General features: G+C 54.6%; 17 protein-coding genes. 7 read left to right on the top strand and 10 right to left on the bottom strand.

Features of this window, described 5'->3' with window-relative positions:
- Positions 1 to 90: 90 nt before the first annotated feature.
- Both pcaG and pcaH read right to left on the bottom strand, forming a co-directional pair.
- Positions 91 to 711, bottom strand: a complete 621-nt coding sequence (pcaG, locus tag AB7E14_RS09175) for a protocatechuate 3,4-dioxygenase subunit alpha (protein WP_043000623.1) — start codon at positions 709 to 711, stop codon at positions 91 to 93.
- Positions 708 to 1,448, bottom strand: a complete 741-nt coding sequence (gene pcaH, locus AB7E14_RS09170; protein WP_316961687.1) for a protocatechuate 3,4-dioxygenase subunit beta — start codon at positions 1,446 to 1,448, stop codon at positions 708 to 710. The genes pcaG and pcaH overlap by 4 nt, the downstream gene beginning before the upstream one ends.
- A gap of 237 nt (positions 1,449 to 1,685) precedes the next feature.
- Between pcaH and hglS the strand changes: the two genes are divergently transcribed.
- The 4 genes from hglS to AB7E14_RS09150 all read left to right on the top strand — a co-directional run bounded on the left by hglS (position 1,686) and on the right by AB7E14_RS09150 (position 6,850).
- Positions 1,686 to 3,029: a 2-oxoadipate dioxygenase/decarboxylase HglS gene (gene hglS, locus AB7E14_RS09165; protein ID WP_046401597.1), complete on the top strand. Its 1,344-nt coding sequence runs from the start codon at positions 1,686 to 1,688 to the stop codon at positions 3,027 to 3,029.
- 45 nt (positions 3,030 to 3,074) lie between these two features.
- Positions 3,075 to 4,583, top strand: coding sequence for a carboxylesterase/lipase family protein (locus AB7E14_RS09160; protein WP_316961839.1), 1,509 nt, complete (start codon positions 3,075 to 3,077; stop codon positions 4,581 to 4,583).
- 220 nt (positions 4,584 to 4,803) lie between these two features.
- Positions 4,804 to 6,459, top strand: a complete 1,656-nt coding sequence (locus tag AB7E14_RS09155) for a glucan biosynthesis protein D (protein WP_316961686.1) — start codon at positions 4,804 to 4,806, stop codon at positions 6,457 to 6,459.
- A 166-nt stretch (positions 6,460 to 6,625) separates the two neighbouring features.
- Entirely contained in the window at positions 6,626 to 6,850 is a 225-nt protein-coding gene (locus AB7E14_RS09150) for a YdcH family protein (protein ID WP_042318909.1), read from the top strand.
- 210 nt (positions 6,851 to 7,060) lie between these two features.
- On the opposite strand, the gene AB7E14_RS09145 is transcribed toward AB7E14_RS09150, so the two are convergent.
- The 7 genes from AB7E14_RS09145 to AB7E14_RS09115 all read right to left on the bottom strand — a co-directional run bounded on the left by AB7E14_RS09145 (position 7,061) and on the right by AB7E14_RS09115 (position 12,586).
- Positions 7,061 to 7,837 carry a DeoR/GlpR family DNA-binding transcription regulator gene (locus AB7E14_RS09145; RefSeq protein WP_043000627.1) on the bottom strand — a complete coding sequence of 259 codons (777 nt, stop codon included), beginning with the start codon at positions 7,835 to 7,837 and terminating at the stop codon, positions 7,061 to 7,063.
- A 15-nt stretch (positions 7,838 to 7,852) separates the two neighbouring features.
- Complete coding sequence (locus tag AB7E14_RS09140; protein ID WP_130097080.1) at positions 7,853 to 8,485, bottom strand: ribulose-phosphate 3 epimerase family protein; 633 nt, start codon at positions 8,483 to 8,485, stop codon at positions 7,853 to 7,855.
- A gap of 10 nt (positions 8,486 to 8,495) precedes the next feature.
- Positions 8,496 to 8,927, bottom strand: a complete 432-nt coding sequence (sgcA, locus tag AB7E14_RS09135; RefSeq protein ID WP_046401598.1) for an SgcA family PTS sugar transporter subunit IIA — start codon at positions 8,925 to 8,927, stop codon at positions 8,496 to 8,498.
- Positions 8,928 to 9,045: 118 nt separating this feature from the next.
- The gene (gene sgcQ / locus AB7E14_RS09130; protein WP_044267104.1) at positions 9,046 to 9,852 is read right to left on the bottom strand and encodes a BtpA family protein SgcQ; all 807 of its coding nucleotides are present in this window, start codon (positions 9,850 to 9,852) and stop codon (positions 9,046 to 9,048) included.
- Between the two features lie 11 nt (positions 9,853 to 9,863).
- Entirely contained in the window at positions 9,864 to 11,177 is a 1,314-nt protein-coding gene (gene sgcC, locus AB7E14_RS09125; protein ID WP_316961684.1) for a PTS sugar transporter subunit IIC SgcC, read from the bottom strand.
- A gap of 12 nt (positions 11,178 to 11,189) precedes the next feature.
- The gene (gene sgcB, locus AB7E14_RS09120; RefSeq protein ID WP_086512595.1) at positions 11,190 to 11,468 is read right to left on the bottom strand and encodes a PTS sugar transporter subunit IIB SgcB; all 279 of its coding nucleotides are present in this window, start codon (positions 11,466 to 11,468) and stop codon (positions 11,190 to 11,192) included.
- Positions 11,465 to 12,586 (bottom strand): M42 family metallopeptidase, encoded by a 1,122-nt coding sequence (locus tag AB7E14_RS09115; RefSeq protein ID WP_428169480.1) that lies wholly within the window; start codon positions 12,584 to 12,586, stop codon positions 11,465 to 11,467. The genes sgcB and AB7E14_RS09115 overlap by 4 nt, the downstream gene beginning before the upstream one ends.
- Before the next feature lie 183 nt (positions 12,587 to 12,769).
- Between AB7E14_RS09115 and rimL the strand changes: the two genes are divergently transcribed.
- Positions 12,770 to 13,315, top strand: coding sequence for a 50S ribosomal protein L7/L12-serine acetyltransferase (rimL, locus tag AB7E14_RS09110; protein ID WP_044327416.1), 546 nt, complete (start codon positions 12,770 to 12,772; stop codon positions 13,313 to 13,315).
- On the opposite strand, the gene ydcK is transcribed toward rimL, so the two are convergent.
- On the bottom strand, positions 13,307 to 14,287 hold the full coding sequence (gene ydcK / locus AB7E14_RS09105; RefSeq protein ID WP_316961682.1) for a YdcK family protein: 981 nt from the start codon (positions 14,285 to 14,287) through the stop codon (positions 13,307 to 13,309). The genes rimL and ydcK overlap by 9 nt on opposite strands.
- Before the next feature lie 112 nt (positions 14,288 to 14,399).
- Here ydcK and tehA point away from each other — a divergent pair, with 112 nt between their 5' ends.
- On the top strand, positions 14,400 to 15,404 hold the full coding sequence (gene tehA, locus AB7E14_RS09100; protein ID WP_044327418.1) for a dicarboxylate transporter/tellurite-resistance protein TehA: 1,005 nt from the start codon (positions 14,400 to 14,402) through the stop codon (positions 15,402 to 15,404).
- Positions 15,401 to 15,751: methyltransferase domain-containing protein (locus AB7E14_RS09095; protein ID WP_428169479.1), on the top strand; the 351-nt coding region annotated here is incomplete at its 3' end. The genes tehA and AB7E14_RS09095, both read left to right, overlap by 4 nt.

The raw sequence follows: 15,751 nt of genomic DNA, 5'->3' as shown, positions 1-15,751 counted from the left end.
GAAACAGATGCTGCCGTGGCTCGAAAGCCATGTTGCGAAAGTTGACCAGGCCTGACAAAACGGGCTGAGAGATTCAGCCCGTTCTCTTCATCAGACGTCGAAAAAGACGGTTTCGTTTTCTCCTTGCAGGTGAATATCGAAGATATAGACGATCTCGCTACCACGCTGTTCGCGGCGGGCAATCAGGGTCTGACGGCGAACTTCCCATTCGATCAGATTGAGCACCGGATCGCGCTGATTGGCTTCTTGCTCATCCGCAAAATAGAGACGGGTGTTCAGGCCAATGTTGATACCGCGCGCGACAATCCACAGATTAACGTGGGGGGCCATCAGGCGGCCATCGCGTCCCACAACACAGCCCGGCTTAATGGTATCGAAACGCCACACGCCGCTGTCGAAGTCTGAACAGGTTCGTCCCCAGCCGCGAAAGTCCGCGTCGAGCGGCTTATCTTCCTGGCGGTCAGCCGGATGGTTGTAGCGTCCATGGGCGTTGGCCTGCCAGATCTCCAACAGCACATCGCGCACCGGCGTACCGGAACCATCAATTACCCGTCCCTCGATCACAATGCGTTCGCCTTCGGTATGGCTATTGGTCAGCGTGGAGCTGAAGTTTTTCTCAAAGATGTGAAATCCAGCGGCGTCAGGCGCAAGCCCAATGTGCACATAAGGTCCCGCCGTCTGCGAGGCGGTTTCCTGCAAATACTCTTTCATTGCGCGCCTCCCTGAGTGCGGTTTTCAAACAACGTAGCGCGCTGTCCGCGAAGTACGAGGTCAAAGCGATATGCCAGGCAGTCGAGCGGTACGGCGGCTTGGGTATCCAGTTCGGCAATCAATGTGCGGATCGCATCATCGTTATTGATAGTTTTCACAATTGGGCACTGTTTGATCAACGGGTCGCCTTCAAAATACATTTGCGTAATCAACCGTTGGGCAAAGGCCTCGCCGGAGAGTGAAAAGTGAATATGCGAGGGACGCCAGTCACTGACCTGATTGCGCCACGGGTAAGGGCCGGGTTTGATGGTACGGAAAAAGTAATAGCCGTTCTCATCGGTTAATACCCGTCCGCAGCCGCCAAAATTAGGATCAATCGGCGCGAGATACTGGTCTTTTTTATGACGATAGCGACCACCGGCATTGGCCTGCCAGACTTCGACCAGCGTATTTCTCATTGGGCGGCCAAAACCGTCGCGCACGTAACCGTGGACGATAATCCGTTCGCCAATCGGCAGGCCGTCTTTGGCGTAATTCATAATCAGGTCGTTATCCAGCGGGCCAAGATCGTTATCGCTGAATACCGGCCCGGTGATTTCAGACAATGAATTCTGCAAAGAGATCAGCGCGTTGCGCGGAGAGCGCAGAACGCTGGTCTTATAGCCGGGGGCGAAGGCGGGCGGATGGCTGTTATAGTCGCGATGGATCACCTCGCGAGAGGACACTTTTTCACGCATAGCGGACTCCGGTACAGGGAAGAGATTTATTGTTTTATGATGACCTGAGGCAGTGTGTGTAAATGTGTTGTTAATTAAAAGTGAATTTACGTCGATTATTTCATAACCAGTGGCTATACCATGGCGCAAGGACTGATGCAGAGCGAATTCAGGTGAGATCACACTTTGTAAATTCTTCTCCCCAGAGTGAATGGTGTTTCCTACACTCCAGGTAACATTCACTGGAGGCATGACATTATGGCGAACACCATCACGGCAGATGAGATTCGGGAACATTTTTCGCAGGCAATGTCAGCAATGTACCAGCAGGAAGTTCCGCAATACGGCACGTTACTGGAACTTGTTGCTGACGTGAATCTGGCAGTTCTCGAAAATAACCCCACGCTGCATGAAAAACTGGCCAATGCAGATGAACTGGCGCGCCTCAACGTGGAGCGTCATGGCGCAATTCGTGTCGGAACGGCAGACGAACTGTCCACGCTGCGACGCATGTTTGCGATCATGGGGATGTTTCCGGTCAGCTATTACGATCTCTCTCAGGCCGGGGTGCCGGTACATTCAACGGCATTTCGTCCCATTGACGATGCATCGCTGTCGCGAAATCCGTTCCGTGTCTTTACCTCCTTACTGCGACTTGAACTGATTGAAAACGCGTCGCTCCGCCAGCGTGCGGCGGAGATCCTCGCGCAGCGCGATATCTTTACGCCACGCTGTCGCGAACTGCTCGACGTCTGGGAGAGTCAGAAGGGGTTTAACGCGACGCAGGCTCGCGAGTTCGTGAAAGAAGCGCTGGAAACGTTTCGCTGGCATCGCCACGCCACCGTGGATGAACAAACCTATCATGCGCTGCATAACGAACATCGCCTGATCGCCGATGTGGTCTGTTTCCCGGGCTGTCACATTAATCATCTGACACCCAGAACGCTGGATATCGACCGGGTGCAGTCGATGATGCCGGAATGCGGCATTGAACCGAAAGTCCTTATCGAAGGCCCGCCGCGCCGTGAGGTGCCGATTCTGCTGCGCCAGACCAGCTTCAAAGCGCTGGAAGAACCGGTGCTGTTTGCTGGCGAAATGCAGGGGACACACACGGCCCGCTTCGGCGAGATTGAACAACGCGGCGTGGCGCTGACGATAAAGGGGCGTCAGCTATACGATGAATTACTGCGCAATGCCGGTACCGGGAAAGACAACCTGACGCATCAACTGCATTTGCAGGAGGTGTTTAACGCGTTTCCGGACAGCGAATTCCTGCTGCGCCAACAGGGACTGGCCTGGTTCCGCTATCGTCTGACGCCGTCAGGCGAAGCGCACCGCAATGCGATTCATCCTGGTGACGATCCGCAACCGCACATTGAACGTGGCTGGGTGCAGGCGCAGCCCATCACCTATGAAGATTTCCTGCCCGTCAGCGCGGCGGGGATTTTTCAGTCGAATCTCGGTAACGAAACGCAGGCGCGCAGTCATGGCAATGCCAGCCGCGAGGCCTTTGAACAGGCGCTGGGGTGTCCGGTGTTTGACGAGTTTGTGTTGTATCAGGAAGCGGAAGAGCGCAGCAAACGGCGTTGCGGCCTGCTTTAATCCAGGTATCCTGTAGGGATCTGCGATTAACGGGTAAATATGGACATGATCAATCCTGGTATTCCACTGATTCAAACCGTACAGGGACAGCTAATGGGTGTCGTCCAGGACGACATCCACCTTTGGCGCGGTATTCCTTACGCCGCGCCACCAACGGGGAAATGGCGTTGGCGCGCGCCGCAGCCGGTCACTCCCTGGTCCGGGATTCGTGACGCCAATACCTTCTCCAGCGCCAGCTGGCAGGACATTGAGTACTGCAAAGAGTTGGGCGGCGGCGATCCCGGCGCATTTTCTGAAGACTGTCTCTATCTCAACGTCTGGTCTCCGGCGGAACGTCATCAGCCGCTTCCGGTGATGGTCTGGCTGCACGGCGGCGGCTACACCATTGGCGCAGGTAGTCTGCCGCCTTATGACGGCGTTGCGCTGGCAAAGCGCAACGTGGTTGTCGTGACCGTCAACTATCGTCTCGGTCACCTCGGCTTTTTTGCTCATCCGGCACTGGAAGGCGAAGAGGGCGAGGCTCTCAATAACTTTGCTTTGCTCGACCAGATAGCGGCGCTGCGCTGGGTACAGGAAAACATCGCTGCGTTCGGCGGCGATCCGCAAAACGTGACGCTGTTTGGTGAGTCGGCCGGGGCGCGCAGCGTACTCTCGCTGCTGGCTTCGCCGCGCGGAAAAGGGTTGTTTCATAAAGCGATTGTGCAGAGCGGCTACACGTTGCCGGACACGCCTCGTGAAATCGCGCTGGAAAACGGCGTTGCGCTGGCTGAACACTTTGGTTTGCAGAATGCAACGGCGGAACAGCTACGCGCGATTCCGGCCGAGGCCTTCTGGCCGTTGGACGCACCGTACAAAATTGCGCCAACACCTGTCTCTGGCGATGCGGTACTTCCGGAGCCGATGCTGGACGTCTTTTTCGCCGCCAGACAGCACCCGATGCCGGTGATGATTGGTTCTAACAGCGATGAAGCCAGCGTGATGGCGGTTTTCGGCGTCGATCTTGCCGGACAAATTCAGAAACTGCGTCGTGAACGCAGGCTGGGACTCGGCCTGATTAAGCTACTGTATCCGGGCGTGAAGGGCGATGAAGAACTGGGACGGCAGGTGTGTCGGGATATGGCGTTTACGGCATTAGGCTACGTGGTGATGCAGGCGCAACAGCGGGTCGGCGAGCCGTGCTGGCGGTACTGGTTTGATTACGTTGCGGAATCGGAGCATCACACCTATGCCAACGGCGCCTGGCATGGCAACGAAGTGCCTTACGTGTTTAATACTCTAACGCTCGCTGAACCTTCACGAAATTATGTGAACGAAAACGATCTCGCCTTTGCTGTCCACGTTGCGGATTACTGGGTCAATTTTGCCCGTCATGCCAGTCGGAGTTGCGATGTGCTGCACGGACCGGTCCGTTGGCCGGCCTGTATTCAGGGCCGCGATCGGTTGTTACGTATTGGGCTGAATAAGTTTGCTGGTTTTAAGGTGGAGAACCGGTTTATGCGGGCGCGACTTGCGCTCTTTAAACGGGTGATGACCCAGCACGTCAGTCTCGACTAGCTTTGCAAAAGCTGAAAGTTTGTGCGGGGAACTTTACGTGGGAATCAGTCTGTTCTCATCGACAGTAAATATTTTCCGTTTTGTTCAGATAATCTGCGGCCAACAATTGGATTATTAATCAATTTTGTCTAGAGTGAGCGGTCAGAATTATGCATCTTCTTGCCGCTGTCGAGCGCCAGCGCGGGACCCTTCACATGACCAGAAGGATTTACTTTCAGGTATGAATCGCAGACGATTTATTAAAGGTTCAATGGCAATGGCCGCCGTGTGCGGTACCAGTGGTATTGCATCACTTTTCACCCGTGCCGCGTATGCGGCGGAATCCGACATTGCGGACGGACAAACCGTCCGCTTTGATTTTTCCGTGCTGCAATCGATGGCGCACGATCTCGCGCAGAAACCGTGGGGCGGTGCGCCGCGCGCATTGCCCAATACGCTGGCGAATCTGACACCGCAGGCCTACAACAGCATTCAGTATGATGCCGCGCAATCGCTGTGGAACAACGTCGAAGGCCGTCAGCTGGACGCGCAGTTCTTTCACGTTGGGATGGGCTTCCGTCGTCGCGTGCGCATGTTCTCCGTCGATTCCAGCACCCATCTGGCGCGGGAGATTCACTTCCGCCCGGAACTGTTTAAATACAATGATGCCGGCGTTGATACCAGACAACTGGAAGGGCAAACCGATCTCGGTTTTGCCGGTTTCCGTGTCTTTAAAGCGCCTGAGCTGGCGCGTCGCGACGTGGTTTCTTTCCTCGGTGCGAGCTATTTCCGCGCCGTCGATGATACCTATCAGTACGGGCTTTCCGCACGTGGTCTGGCGATAGACACCTACACCGACACCAAAGAAGAGTTCCCGGACTTCACCGCCTTCTGGTTCGATACGGTGAAACCCGGCGCCACCACCTTTACCGTGTACGCGCTGCTGGATAGCCCAAGCATCACCGGTGCCTATAAGTTTGTGATTCACTGTGAGAAGAGCCAGGTGATCATGGACGTTGAAAACCGTTTGTATGCTCGCAAAGACATCAAACAGTTGGGCATCGCGCCGATGACCAGCATGTTCAGCTGCGGCAATAACGAACGCCGCATGTGCGATACCATTCATCCGCAAATCCATGACTCCGATCGTCTGGCGATGTGGCGGGGCAACGGCGAGTGGATTTGCCGCCCACTGAATAACCCGCAAAAGCTGCAATTCAACGCCTATACCGATAACAACCCGAAAGGGTTCGGCCTGCTGCAACTGGATCGTGATTTCTCCCACTATCAGGACATCATGGGCTGGTACAACAAGCGCCCAAGCCTGTGGGTGGAACCTCGTAACAAGTGGGGCAAAGGCACCATCGGGCTGATGGAGATCCCGACAACCGGCGAAACGCTGGATAACGTGGTCTGCTTCTGGCAGCCGGAAAAAGCCATCGAAGCGGGTGATGAGCTGGAATATAAATACCGTCTGTACTGGAGCGCACAGCCGCCGGTCCGTTCGCCACTGGCGCGCGTGATGGCCACTCGCACCGGTATGGGCGGATTCCCGGAGGGCTGGGCGCCGGGCGAGCACTATCCAGAGAAATGGGCGCGACGTTTTGCAGTCGATTTCGTCGGTGGCGATCTGAAAGCGGCCGCGCCGAAAGGCATTGAGCCGGTGATTACGCTGTCCAGCGGCGAAGCGAAGCAGGTTGAAATTCTCTACGTTGAGCCGTTTGACGGTTACCGCATCCAGTTTGACTGGTATCCCACGTCAGACTCGACCGAACCGGTGGACATGCGTATGTTCCTGCGCTGCCAGGGCGACGCGATCAGTGAAACCTGGCTGTACCAGTATTTCCCGCCGGCGCCGGATAAACGGACCTACGTCGACGATCGCGTGATGCGTTAATCTGCGCCAACGCCCTTCGAAATGCGAAGGGCGTCAACAGCCAGGCACGCGAAATATCTGTTCAGGAATTAAACACGATCCTGTTCGCATTTTTCCCTAAGTCAAATGGGTAAGCTGATGGAGTGTATTTCTTATACACATGGTTTATCACTAACAGGGAGAGCGTATGTTTCCAGAATACAGAGATCTGATTTCCCGACTGAAATCCGAGAATCCTCGCTTTTTGTCGCTTTTTGAAAAGCACAACAACCTTGATCATGAAATTGCCAGACTGGAAGGTTCCGATGGTCGGGGATACAATCTCGAAGTCGTTCGGCTGAAAAAACAGAAACTTCAGTTGAAGGACGATATGCTCAAAATACTGCAGAAAGAAAGTGTTGACGCGGGATAATCCGCATTTATGAGCCGCCAGCCCTGGCGGCTTGAGAGAGATGACAAACCTTATCCTGATACCGGATAAGAAGAGATCACCTCATTAAAAATCAGGAAAATCAATTTATTGATTTTCGGCTGATAATTACAGAGAAGGAAAAACCACGCTTTTTCCTTCTCTGTCAGCAATCTAAGCCGCCAGCCCTGGCGGCTTTTTTGTGCCTGAAACTCAGCGATGTGGTAAAACCAGGTGGCATCCCGCGTGGGTATAACGCTGAACAATATCATCCGCTAACGCGCTGTCGCTGATAATCGTTTTAATGCAAGAGAGCGTGGCGACGGCATGGGGTTCCACTGCATCAAACTTTGAATGATCGGCCATCAGTATCACTTCTCGTGAACGCTGAATAATCCGCGTTTTCACGCCGACTTCAAACAGGGTGGCGTTAGTGATCCCCGTGGCCAGCGACAGCGCATCGCAGGAGATAAAGGCCCGTTCCACTGAAAACGCATTGAGCATCTCCAGCGCCAGGCTTTCACCAACCGAAAAGTAACCCGGACGAATAAGTCCGCCGATAATGTAACTTTCGACGTGCGGAAAACAGCCCAGTTCATTGGCGATTTTAATGTCATTGCAGATGACCTTCACACGTGCATCGGCCAGACATTTCGCCAGTTCGAGACAGGTCGAGCCGGAATCGAGAAAGAAACAGTCACCGTCTTTGATCATCGTGCGGGCAAGGGCGGCAATCTCTTTTTTTGCCTCGGATTGCAGTGTCCGCTTAACCTCAAAGACATACTCTTTGTCGTCCATACTGTCGTCGAAATCCAGACAGCCATGACCGCGAGTCATACCGGGATACTGGCTGGCGATATACTGGAAATCGCGACGGACGGTCGCCTCCGCATAACCAAACAGTTCCATGGCCTGTTGGGTGGAGAGATGACGATGTTGCCACAGATAGTGCAGCATCTGTTTGATACGGTCAGGGCGCTGTTGGCTCATCGAAGCAATCTCCTCTTACAGTCCTGCAAACCGGGATAACGTGGTGTGATAATTCTCTGATGAGAACAGTGCACGCCCCACGACAAGATGTTGTGCGCCCGCCGTCGCCAGGTGTTGTGCCGCAGAAAGCGTAATGCCGCCATCGGCCCAGCACGCGGCTTGTGGAAAATACTCACGCACCTGGCGGACTTTGGCGCACAGGGGGGGAATAAACTGTTGTCCGACCCCGTCTGGTTCGCTGGTCATCACCATTAGCGCATCCAGTTGCGGGGCCAGATAGCGATACCCGTCAATTGGCGTGGCGGGATTCACCGCCAGCCCGGCTTTTGCGCCGATTTCGCGAATTTCTGCCAGTGTCTCAGAAGGGTATGCCAGCGCTTCGGCATGAACAAAAATCCATGCCGGTTTGATCTCCGCCAGGATGGGAAACCAACTCTGCGGGCGGGCAATCATGAAATGAAACGAAAGGGGATGCGTCGTCTGTTGGGCGACAGCCTGTACGGTTTTGAGGCCAAAGGTGATGTTGTTAATAAAGCTGCTGTCTTCGATATCCAGATGCAGTGAGCCGATATCGGCATCGGCCAGCGCGCTCAACGTCGCCCCGTAGTGCAGTGGATCTGCCGATGCGAGAGAAGGGTGCAGAATCATATCGCCTCCGTTAACCGGTAATCTGCGCGAACAGCGCGGCGTCAGTTTGCGCGTGTCGGACTGCCGCGAGTCGTTCAGGCGAATCGATAAACTGGCTGATGCGCTGGATGGTGAGGATATGCGCATTGGCATCCGTCGCGCTGACGCACAGCAGCAGCCAGACCGGATCACACTCTTCATGCCCAAAAGCAACGGGCGTTTTTAACGTCGTGATGCTGACCTGATTATGGTTAGCGCCTTGTTCGGGCCGCGCATGAGGCAAGGCGATGCCGGGGGCAATGACATAGTACGGCCCCCAGTTCAGGGTGTTGTCGATAATACCGTCCACATAGTCTGGTTGCGCCGCGCCAAAGGTAATCAGTGGGCGAGCAGCGATTTCGACGGCCTGACGCCAGTCTTTGGCATCTCGCTGTGCCTGTACCCACTTAACATCGTTAATCATCAGTCGTTGACTCCTTGCCGGTTAGGGTTACTCTGATAGCGATCCCCGTCGAGACTTTTGACGAAGGCGGCAGGGATCGCTGTTCTACCGGGGGTAAGCGCGCTGCTTATCCCCTTTTTTATTGCCGTATGTGATGCACTTTTTCCATAAAGCGACTGACCCGCGCCTGATCGACAAAGTTGGCGAACACGCCGTCCTTTTTAAAGGTGGTGGCGGTTACGCAACCGTCGGCGATGCTCAGTTGTTCCTCGACGTTTTCCAGACACACCCCGGTATTCGCCAGTACCACGGTATCCGGTACCGTTTCTTTGACCCGCTTCAGCAGGGCGCTGTCGGTGCGTGCGCCCGCCGTCAGACCAGAGACGCAAAGGGCGTCAGGATGGTTGTTAAAGACCGTGGATTTGGCAATGGAACAAATATCGCGATTACCCAGATACACCGCCGCTTCAGGCACAATGTTGAACAGCGTTTTGACTTCACCTGCGCCGATACGGTGCTGATGACGAATGGTCTCGCCGACGTTCGTGTCCCAGACCCCAAAGTCGCTGGCGTAGGCACCGGTAAAAATCTCGCGAATGAATTTTGCGCCCGTCGCCATTGCCAGATCGAATGATGCGACCGGATCCCACAACACATTGACGCCAAACGGAATGCGGATTTCGCTCATCAACTGCCCAATCACCCTCGCCATTGCTGCCGTGGTTTCCGGGCGAACCTTCGTGAGATAGGGAAGACTAAACTCGTTGGAAAACATGACGGCATCCACGCCGCCATTCTGTAGCGCCAGCAGATCGTCCCGGGCGCGGTCGATAACCCAGTTCATCCCTTTCTGTGCATCAAAGCTCGGGTCGCCGGGCAATGCACGCAAATGGCACATGGCAATGACGGCTTTTTCCGTTCCAATAACCTCTTTCAGCCAACTCATGAAGGTACTCCTTATTCCGATAGTTCACGTTTACGTAAGAACAGCACGACGCTGGCGACGATACCCACCGCCACGACGACGCCAATAATGCCAAGCGACATCAGCTCCGAGATTGACCAGCCAAACATGTTGCCCACGGACAGCGCGGAGATTTGCGCGTTTTCACCGGCAAAACTAAAGCCGCCCTTAAGCGCCATGTCGGTGAAATACGGGGCAAACTGCGTGGCAATCAACAGGACGGTGACCATGACAATCACGCCGCTGATCAAGGTACGAATCAGGTCGCCGCGATGGATCACCGTCGCCATACAGATAAAGAACGGTGCGACGGGCAGATCGGCAAGCGGCAGCACTTTGTTGCCGGATAAGATGCTGGCCAGAATCAGCATGATGGGGATCAGCAGCAGACCAACGGCAATCGTGGTGGGATGGCCCAGCGTGACGGCGGTATCCAGACCGATATACACCTCGCGCCCCTTGAAATATTTCTGGAAAAATTTCCGTGCGCCGTCGGAGATGGGGAGCAACCCTTCAACAATCAGGCGGATCATGCGCGGGAACAGCACCATAATCGCCGCGACGGTAATCATCAGGCTGGCGCATCCTTTAAAACCTTCACCTGCAGCGAGGCCAAAGATCAGGCCGAGCACGACGCCGATAATGACCGGATCGCCCACCATCCCGTAGCGTTTCTGGATCTCCTGGGCATCGATGTTGCGTCCCTTCATGAACGGGATTTTTTCATAGATAGCATCCAGCAGAACGAACAGCGGTACGGAACTCGAACCATAACCTTGCGGGATCGAGATCCCCTCCAGGCCGACAATGCTTTGCACGCGTTTTGCCGTCCAGTCGGCCATTTTTAGCGACAGCGCCGCGTGGCAAATGGCCCCCAGCACGCCATAAATCAGGCTACCGGTCATTAACTGGACCACGGTGCCGGTAATGGCGTAGTGCCAGTAGTTATAGATATCGACGTTCATGGTTTTGGTCAGACGAGTGACCAGCATCGCGACGTTGAGCAGAAAAATGATCGGGATAATCATTGCGCCAATGGCGGTGGCGTACCCGACGCCGGAAGCCGGCCCTGCGCCGACGTCAAACACATGCAGGGTCAGGCCGAAGCGTTCAATCATCACTTTGATGGGCGGGCTGAGGCTGTCGATCGCCATCACGATCACCAGTCCCATCCCGACAAAACCAATCCCTACCGTCACCCCGGCCTTGATCGCCTGCAGCCAGGGAATACGGAAGATCAACCCAATCACAATCATGATGATGGGGACAAAAACAGTACCGCCGAGAGACAGGATGTAGTCAAACATAGTGCCTCCTTGTTATTGCGTTAACAGTGCCTTGATTTCTTGTTTTAAGGCGTCGTCGTTAATTCCCGTTAGCAGGGCCGCGCCGTTTAACGTGGGAACACCGTAATCGTTGTTGGTGCGCATGGAGGTCACAATCAGGTCCATGCCGTTACAGTTCAGCGGGATCTCATTAAGACAGCACTGGGCGGTGCTTGCCGCAATGCCTTGCTCGGCAAGGAACTCCTGCAACTTGTGTGCAATCATGGTTGACGTCGACATGCCGGTACCGCATGCCACAAGGATCTTTTTCATAATGGATTTGCCTCTTGTGTAGTGCCTGAATCAGGCTCAACGGGAAAGTGCTCGGCTGGCAGGCCAGCCAGGGCGGTCAATAAGCGAATGCAGTCAGTCAAATCACGCAGACTGGCGACTTCCGCCGGAGAATGGGTATAACGACAAGGGATGGAAAGGCTGGCGCAGGGAATGCCGTCCTGCTCAACCTGGATATAACCGGTTTCGGTGATGACGCCAGGCGCCACTTCGCGCTGCACGGGAATATGGTGCGCAAGAGCCGTTTGCTCGAGCATCTGGATCAGCCGTGGTGGTGTAATTAATCCCGCCAGCGTGCCACGACCGTGGTAGTTCAGACAGGTGATGCCAACGCCCTGATTGACGCGAACCTCTGAGTAGTCCTGCAGATCCGGCGTATCGCAGGACGGCGTGATATCAATACCGATTGCAAGATCTGGTTTAACGCGACGTAAAACCGGGACAATGCCGCGGATGTTGAACTCTTCCTGCACCGAGGCCACCAGATATACCGCGATATCCAGCGACGCCGCGCCGATGGCATCCGCGACGCCCAGTAGCGCGGTACATCCCAGACGATCGTCCAGCGCTTTGCTACACACCAGGTCGTTCGCCAGCAGATGCGGCGGGTTATACAGCGTAACCGGTGTGCCAACCTGAATGCCCATCCGCTGGGCGTCGGCTTTATCTTTCGCGCCAATATCAATCCACAGTTTATCGACGGAAGGCGACTGCGTGCGTTCATCCCCCTTTGCGAAGTGGTACGCCTTAATGCCGATGCATCCCATCACCGGGCCGTTATCCCCGGCAAGCGTAACCATCGAGCCGGACATGGTGACCTGCGCCGGGCCACCCACGCGTTCGAAGCGCAAAAAACCCGACGGCTCAATTTTGCGCACCAAAAAGCCGACTACATCCATATTGGCAAACATCATCAGGCGCAAGGCGTTGGGGTTATCACTACCGTAGCGGGCGACGACATTTCCTAAGCGATCGCGCCAGACCTCTTTTGCCTGACGTGTAAATTCGCGTAGCATGACCTCAGCGACGCTGTTTTCATGCCCAGAAACCGCATTGAGATGCAAAAGCGAGAACAGTGTTTCCTGCACAGAAAATGACATAAGGATCTCCGTAGACGATAAAACAATCACTCGTTGAGCGTTTTATAGGCGCTGGCTGGGCGAATAATTGTGAGCTGCTTCACGTGGAAATAGCCAAAGCTGAGGAAATAAAAAATAATGTGAGGTGAGTGGAATAAAAACGCTCAATGCTGATGAAAGTCTGAACGTGGGAGGAAGGAACGGGTGAGTGAAATTATTGAGATCGATGACACGCTGCAGCTACGGGCGGTTGAAGAATGTCACGTTGCCGGCCTGTATCAACTGGTATGTAAAAACAAGGCCTGGCTAATGCAGTTCTTTGACTGGCCGCAGTACGTCAATACGGAAGAGGATACGCGCAAAACGGTGCAGGGTAATATGATGCTGCATCAGCGGGACTACGCCAAAATGTTCCTCATTTTTGCCGGCGAGGAGATGCTGGGCGTGCTGTCGTTCAATCAGATTGAGCCGTTGAACAAAGCGGCCTATATCGGTTACTGGATAGACGAAACGCAGCAGGGGAAAGGGATCCTGTCGCGGGCGTTGCAGGCATTTATTCACCACTATGCCGGGCGCGGCGAAATCCGTCGCTTTGTGATCAAATGCCGGGTAAAGAACCAGGCAAGCAATCAGGTTGCGCAGCGTAATGGCTTTGAACTGGAAGGCTGCCTGAAACAGGCGGAGTTTCTGAACGGACACTATGACGATGTTAACCTGTATGCTCGCATCATTGATTCGACGCTACAGTGAGCCAATCAGCGGCGTGCGGGTGATATGCTGATCGCCGTTGAACACTTTCGGCCCGCGCAGGTGAATGGCGTCGTCTGTGGCGGCTTCCACGGTGGTATGTCCCCGGATATCAACGTGATTTTCAATCAGCACCTCACCAAGAATGCGCGCATCGCCTTCAATCAGGATATGATCGTCGAGTAAAATGGGACCGCCGCACAACACGGCGTTTCCGCCCACCAGAACGTGATGTTTAAGGACACAGTTACCTTCAATCCGCGCTTGTTCCGCCACCTGTGAACTGTAGCGTAGCGTGGGGATCGCATCGTCTCCCGTTCCGGCGATCACCTGCGCCCGTCCGTACACTTTCGCGCAATCGCAAATCCAGACGTCGTTTTCGTCATTTCCTTCAATCAGCGCCTCATCAAAGACCTCTGCCCGATGCTCAATAAAGGCGTAACTGACGATGGCATCGCCATAGATTTGTGCCTGGTGGACAATGCGTGAATGGCTGACCGTGGCGCGGTCATAGATTTGCAGGATCTGATCGCGCTCGACGGTCAGCCCGCGTGCCGCGATGATTTCCGATTGCTGCAAAATTCGCGCATCGCCAAAGAGGTGGCAATCGCCACGGACCGTGGATGACTGAATAGTGACGTTGTCACTTATTCTGGCGCCGTGACTGAGTTCAGCGCGGTCAATCCAGACATTATCGCTAATGTGAACGTTGTCGCGCAGAAGACAGGGTTGTGTGATACGCGCATTGCCCGAAATCGTACAGCCGGAAAAGGCCAGCGTATTTTCGTCGTAAATCCAGCAGTGTCCGGAGTGGTCCAGCACGCTTTCATCATCAATCCAGCCGCCAGCGTCACCGGCTTTCACATCATTAAATTCAATGAGTGCAATAATCTGGCGTAGTAATACGCTCATTTTATTGCCATTATCCTGGTAGCTGAACGCGCGCGGTTCGTCGCTGAGTCGGTATTTACGCATGAAGGCATTCCGTTTAGTGGCTTACTCTAACCGTAGCAAATTCTGCGGCACTGGCTAAAACGGATGAAATTCCATAAAATGCATTTCAAATATACTTTAAAAAATAAACAAAATGAGTAACAGCAAGCATAGCGATCGTGTTCTGAACCTTCCCGCCGGTTACTTTGGCATGGTGCTGGGAACGATTGGAATGGGATTTGCCTGGCGTTATGCCAGCCAAATCTGGCCTGTCAGCCACTGGTTTGGTGATGGTCTGGTGATTCTGGCGATGATGATATGGGGGCTGCTGACGCTGGCGTTTATCACGCGTCTGATTCGTTTCCCGCACAGCGTGATTGCTGAGATTCGCCATCCGGTGATGAGCAGTTTTGTCAGCCTGTTTCCGGCCACCACAATGCTGGTGGCGATGGGTTTTGTACCGTGGTGTCGTCCGCTGGCGATGGGGTTGTTCAGCGTCGGAGTGGTTATTCAACTGGTTTACGCCGCGTGGCAGACCGCCGGGCTGTGGCGCGGTTCGCATCCGCAAGAGGCGACGACGCCGGGACTGTATTTACCGACGGTCGCCAATAACTTTATCAGTGCGATGGCCTGCGGCGCATTAGGCTATACCGATGCCGGACTGGTTTTTTTAGGTGCCGGCGTTTTTTCCTGGCTGAGCCTGGAGCCGGTTATCCTGCAACGTCTGCGCAGTGCCGGGGAATTACCCACTGCCATGCGGACTTCGCTGGGGATCCAGCTTGCGCCTGCGCTGGTGGCCTGTAGCGCCTGGCTGAGCGTCAACGGCGGCGAGAGCGACACGCTGGCGAAAATGCTGTTTGGCTACGGCCTGCTGCAACTGCTGTTTATGCTCCGCCTGATGCCCTGGTATTTGTCACAGCCGTTTAACGCCTCATTCTGGAGTTTCTCGTTCGGCGTGTCGGCGCTGGCGACCACCGGATTACATCTTGGTCACGCCAGCCCGTCGGGCTTTTTTCACACGCTGGCGCTGCCGCTATTCATCTTTACCAATGTTATCATTGCATTATTGCTGCTACGCACGTTCGCGCTGCTGATGCAGGGAAAACTGCTCATTCGCACAGAGCGCGCGGCATTACTGAAATCTGAGGATAAAAAATGACCCTTCGTGACGAAAATTACTTCACTGAAAAATACGACTTAACCCGCACCCACTCGGAAGTGCTGGAGGCGATGAAGGTCGTTAAGCCGGGAAAAACGCTGGATTTGGGCTGTGGCAATGGGCGTAACAGTCTCTATCTGGCGGCGAAGGGCTTTGACGTGACCGCGTGGGATAAAAATCCGATGAGCATTGCCAACGTCGAGCGAATTAAGGCGGCAGAAGGGTTGGACAATCTCCAGACCAACGTGGTGGATCTCAACGCGCTAACGTTTGAGGGCGAATATGATTTTATTCTCTCCACCGTGGTGATGATGTTCCTCGAAGCCAAAACGATTCCAGGCTTAATC

The organism is Citrobacter sp. (genome assembly GCF_050252275.1).
Lineage (GTDB): Bacteria > Pseudomonadota > Gammaproteobacteria > Enterobacterales > Enterobacteriaceae > Citrobacter_A > Citrobacter_A amalonaticus.
Note: the sequence above shows the minus strand (reverse complement) of the source record. Positions and strands in the feature narration are given on the sequence as shown.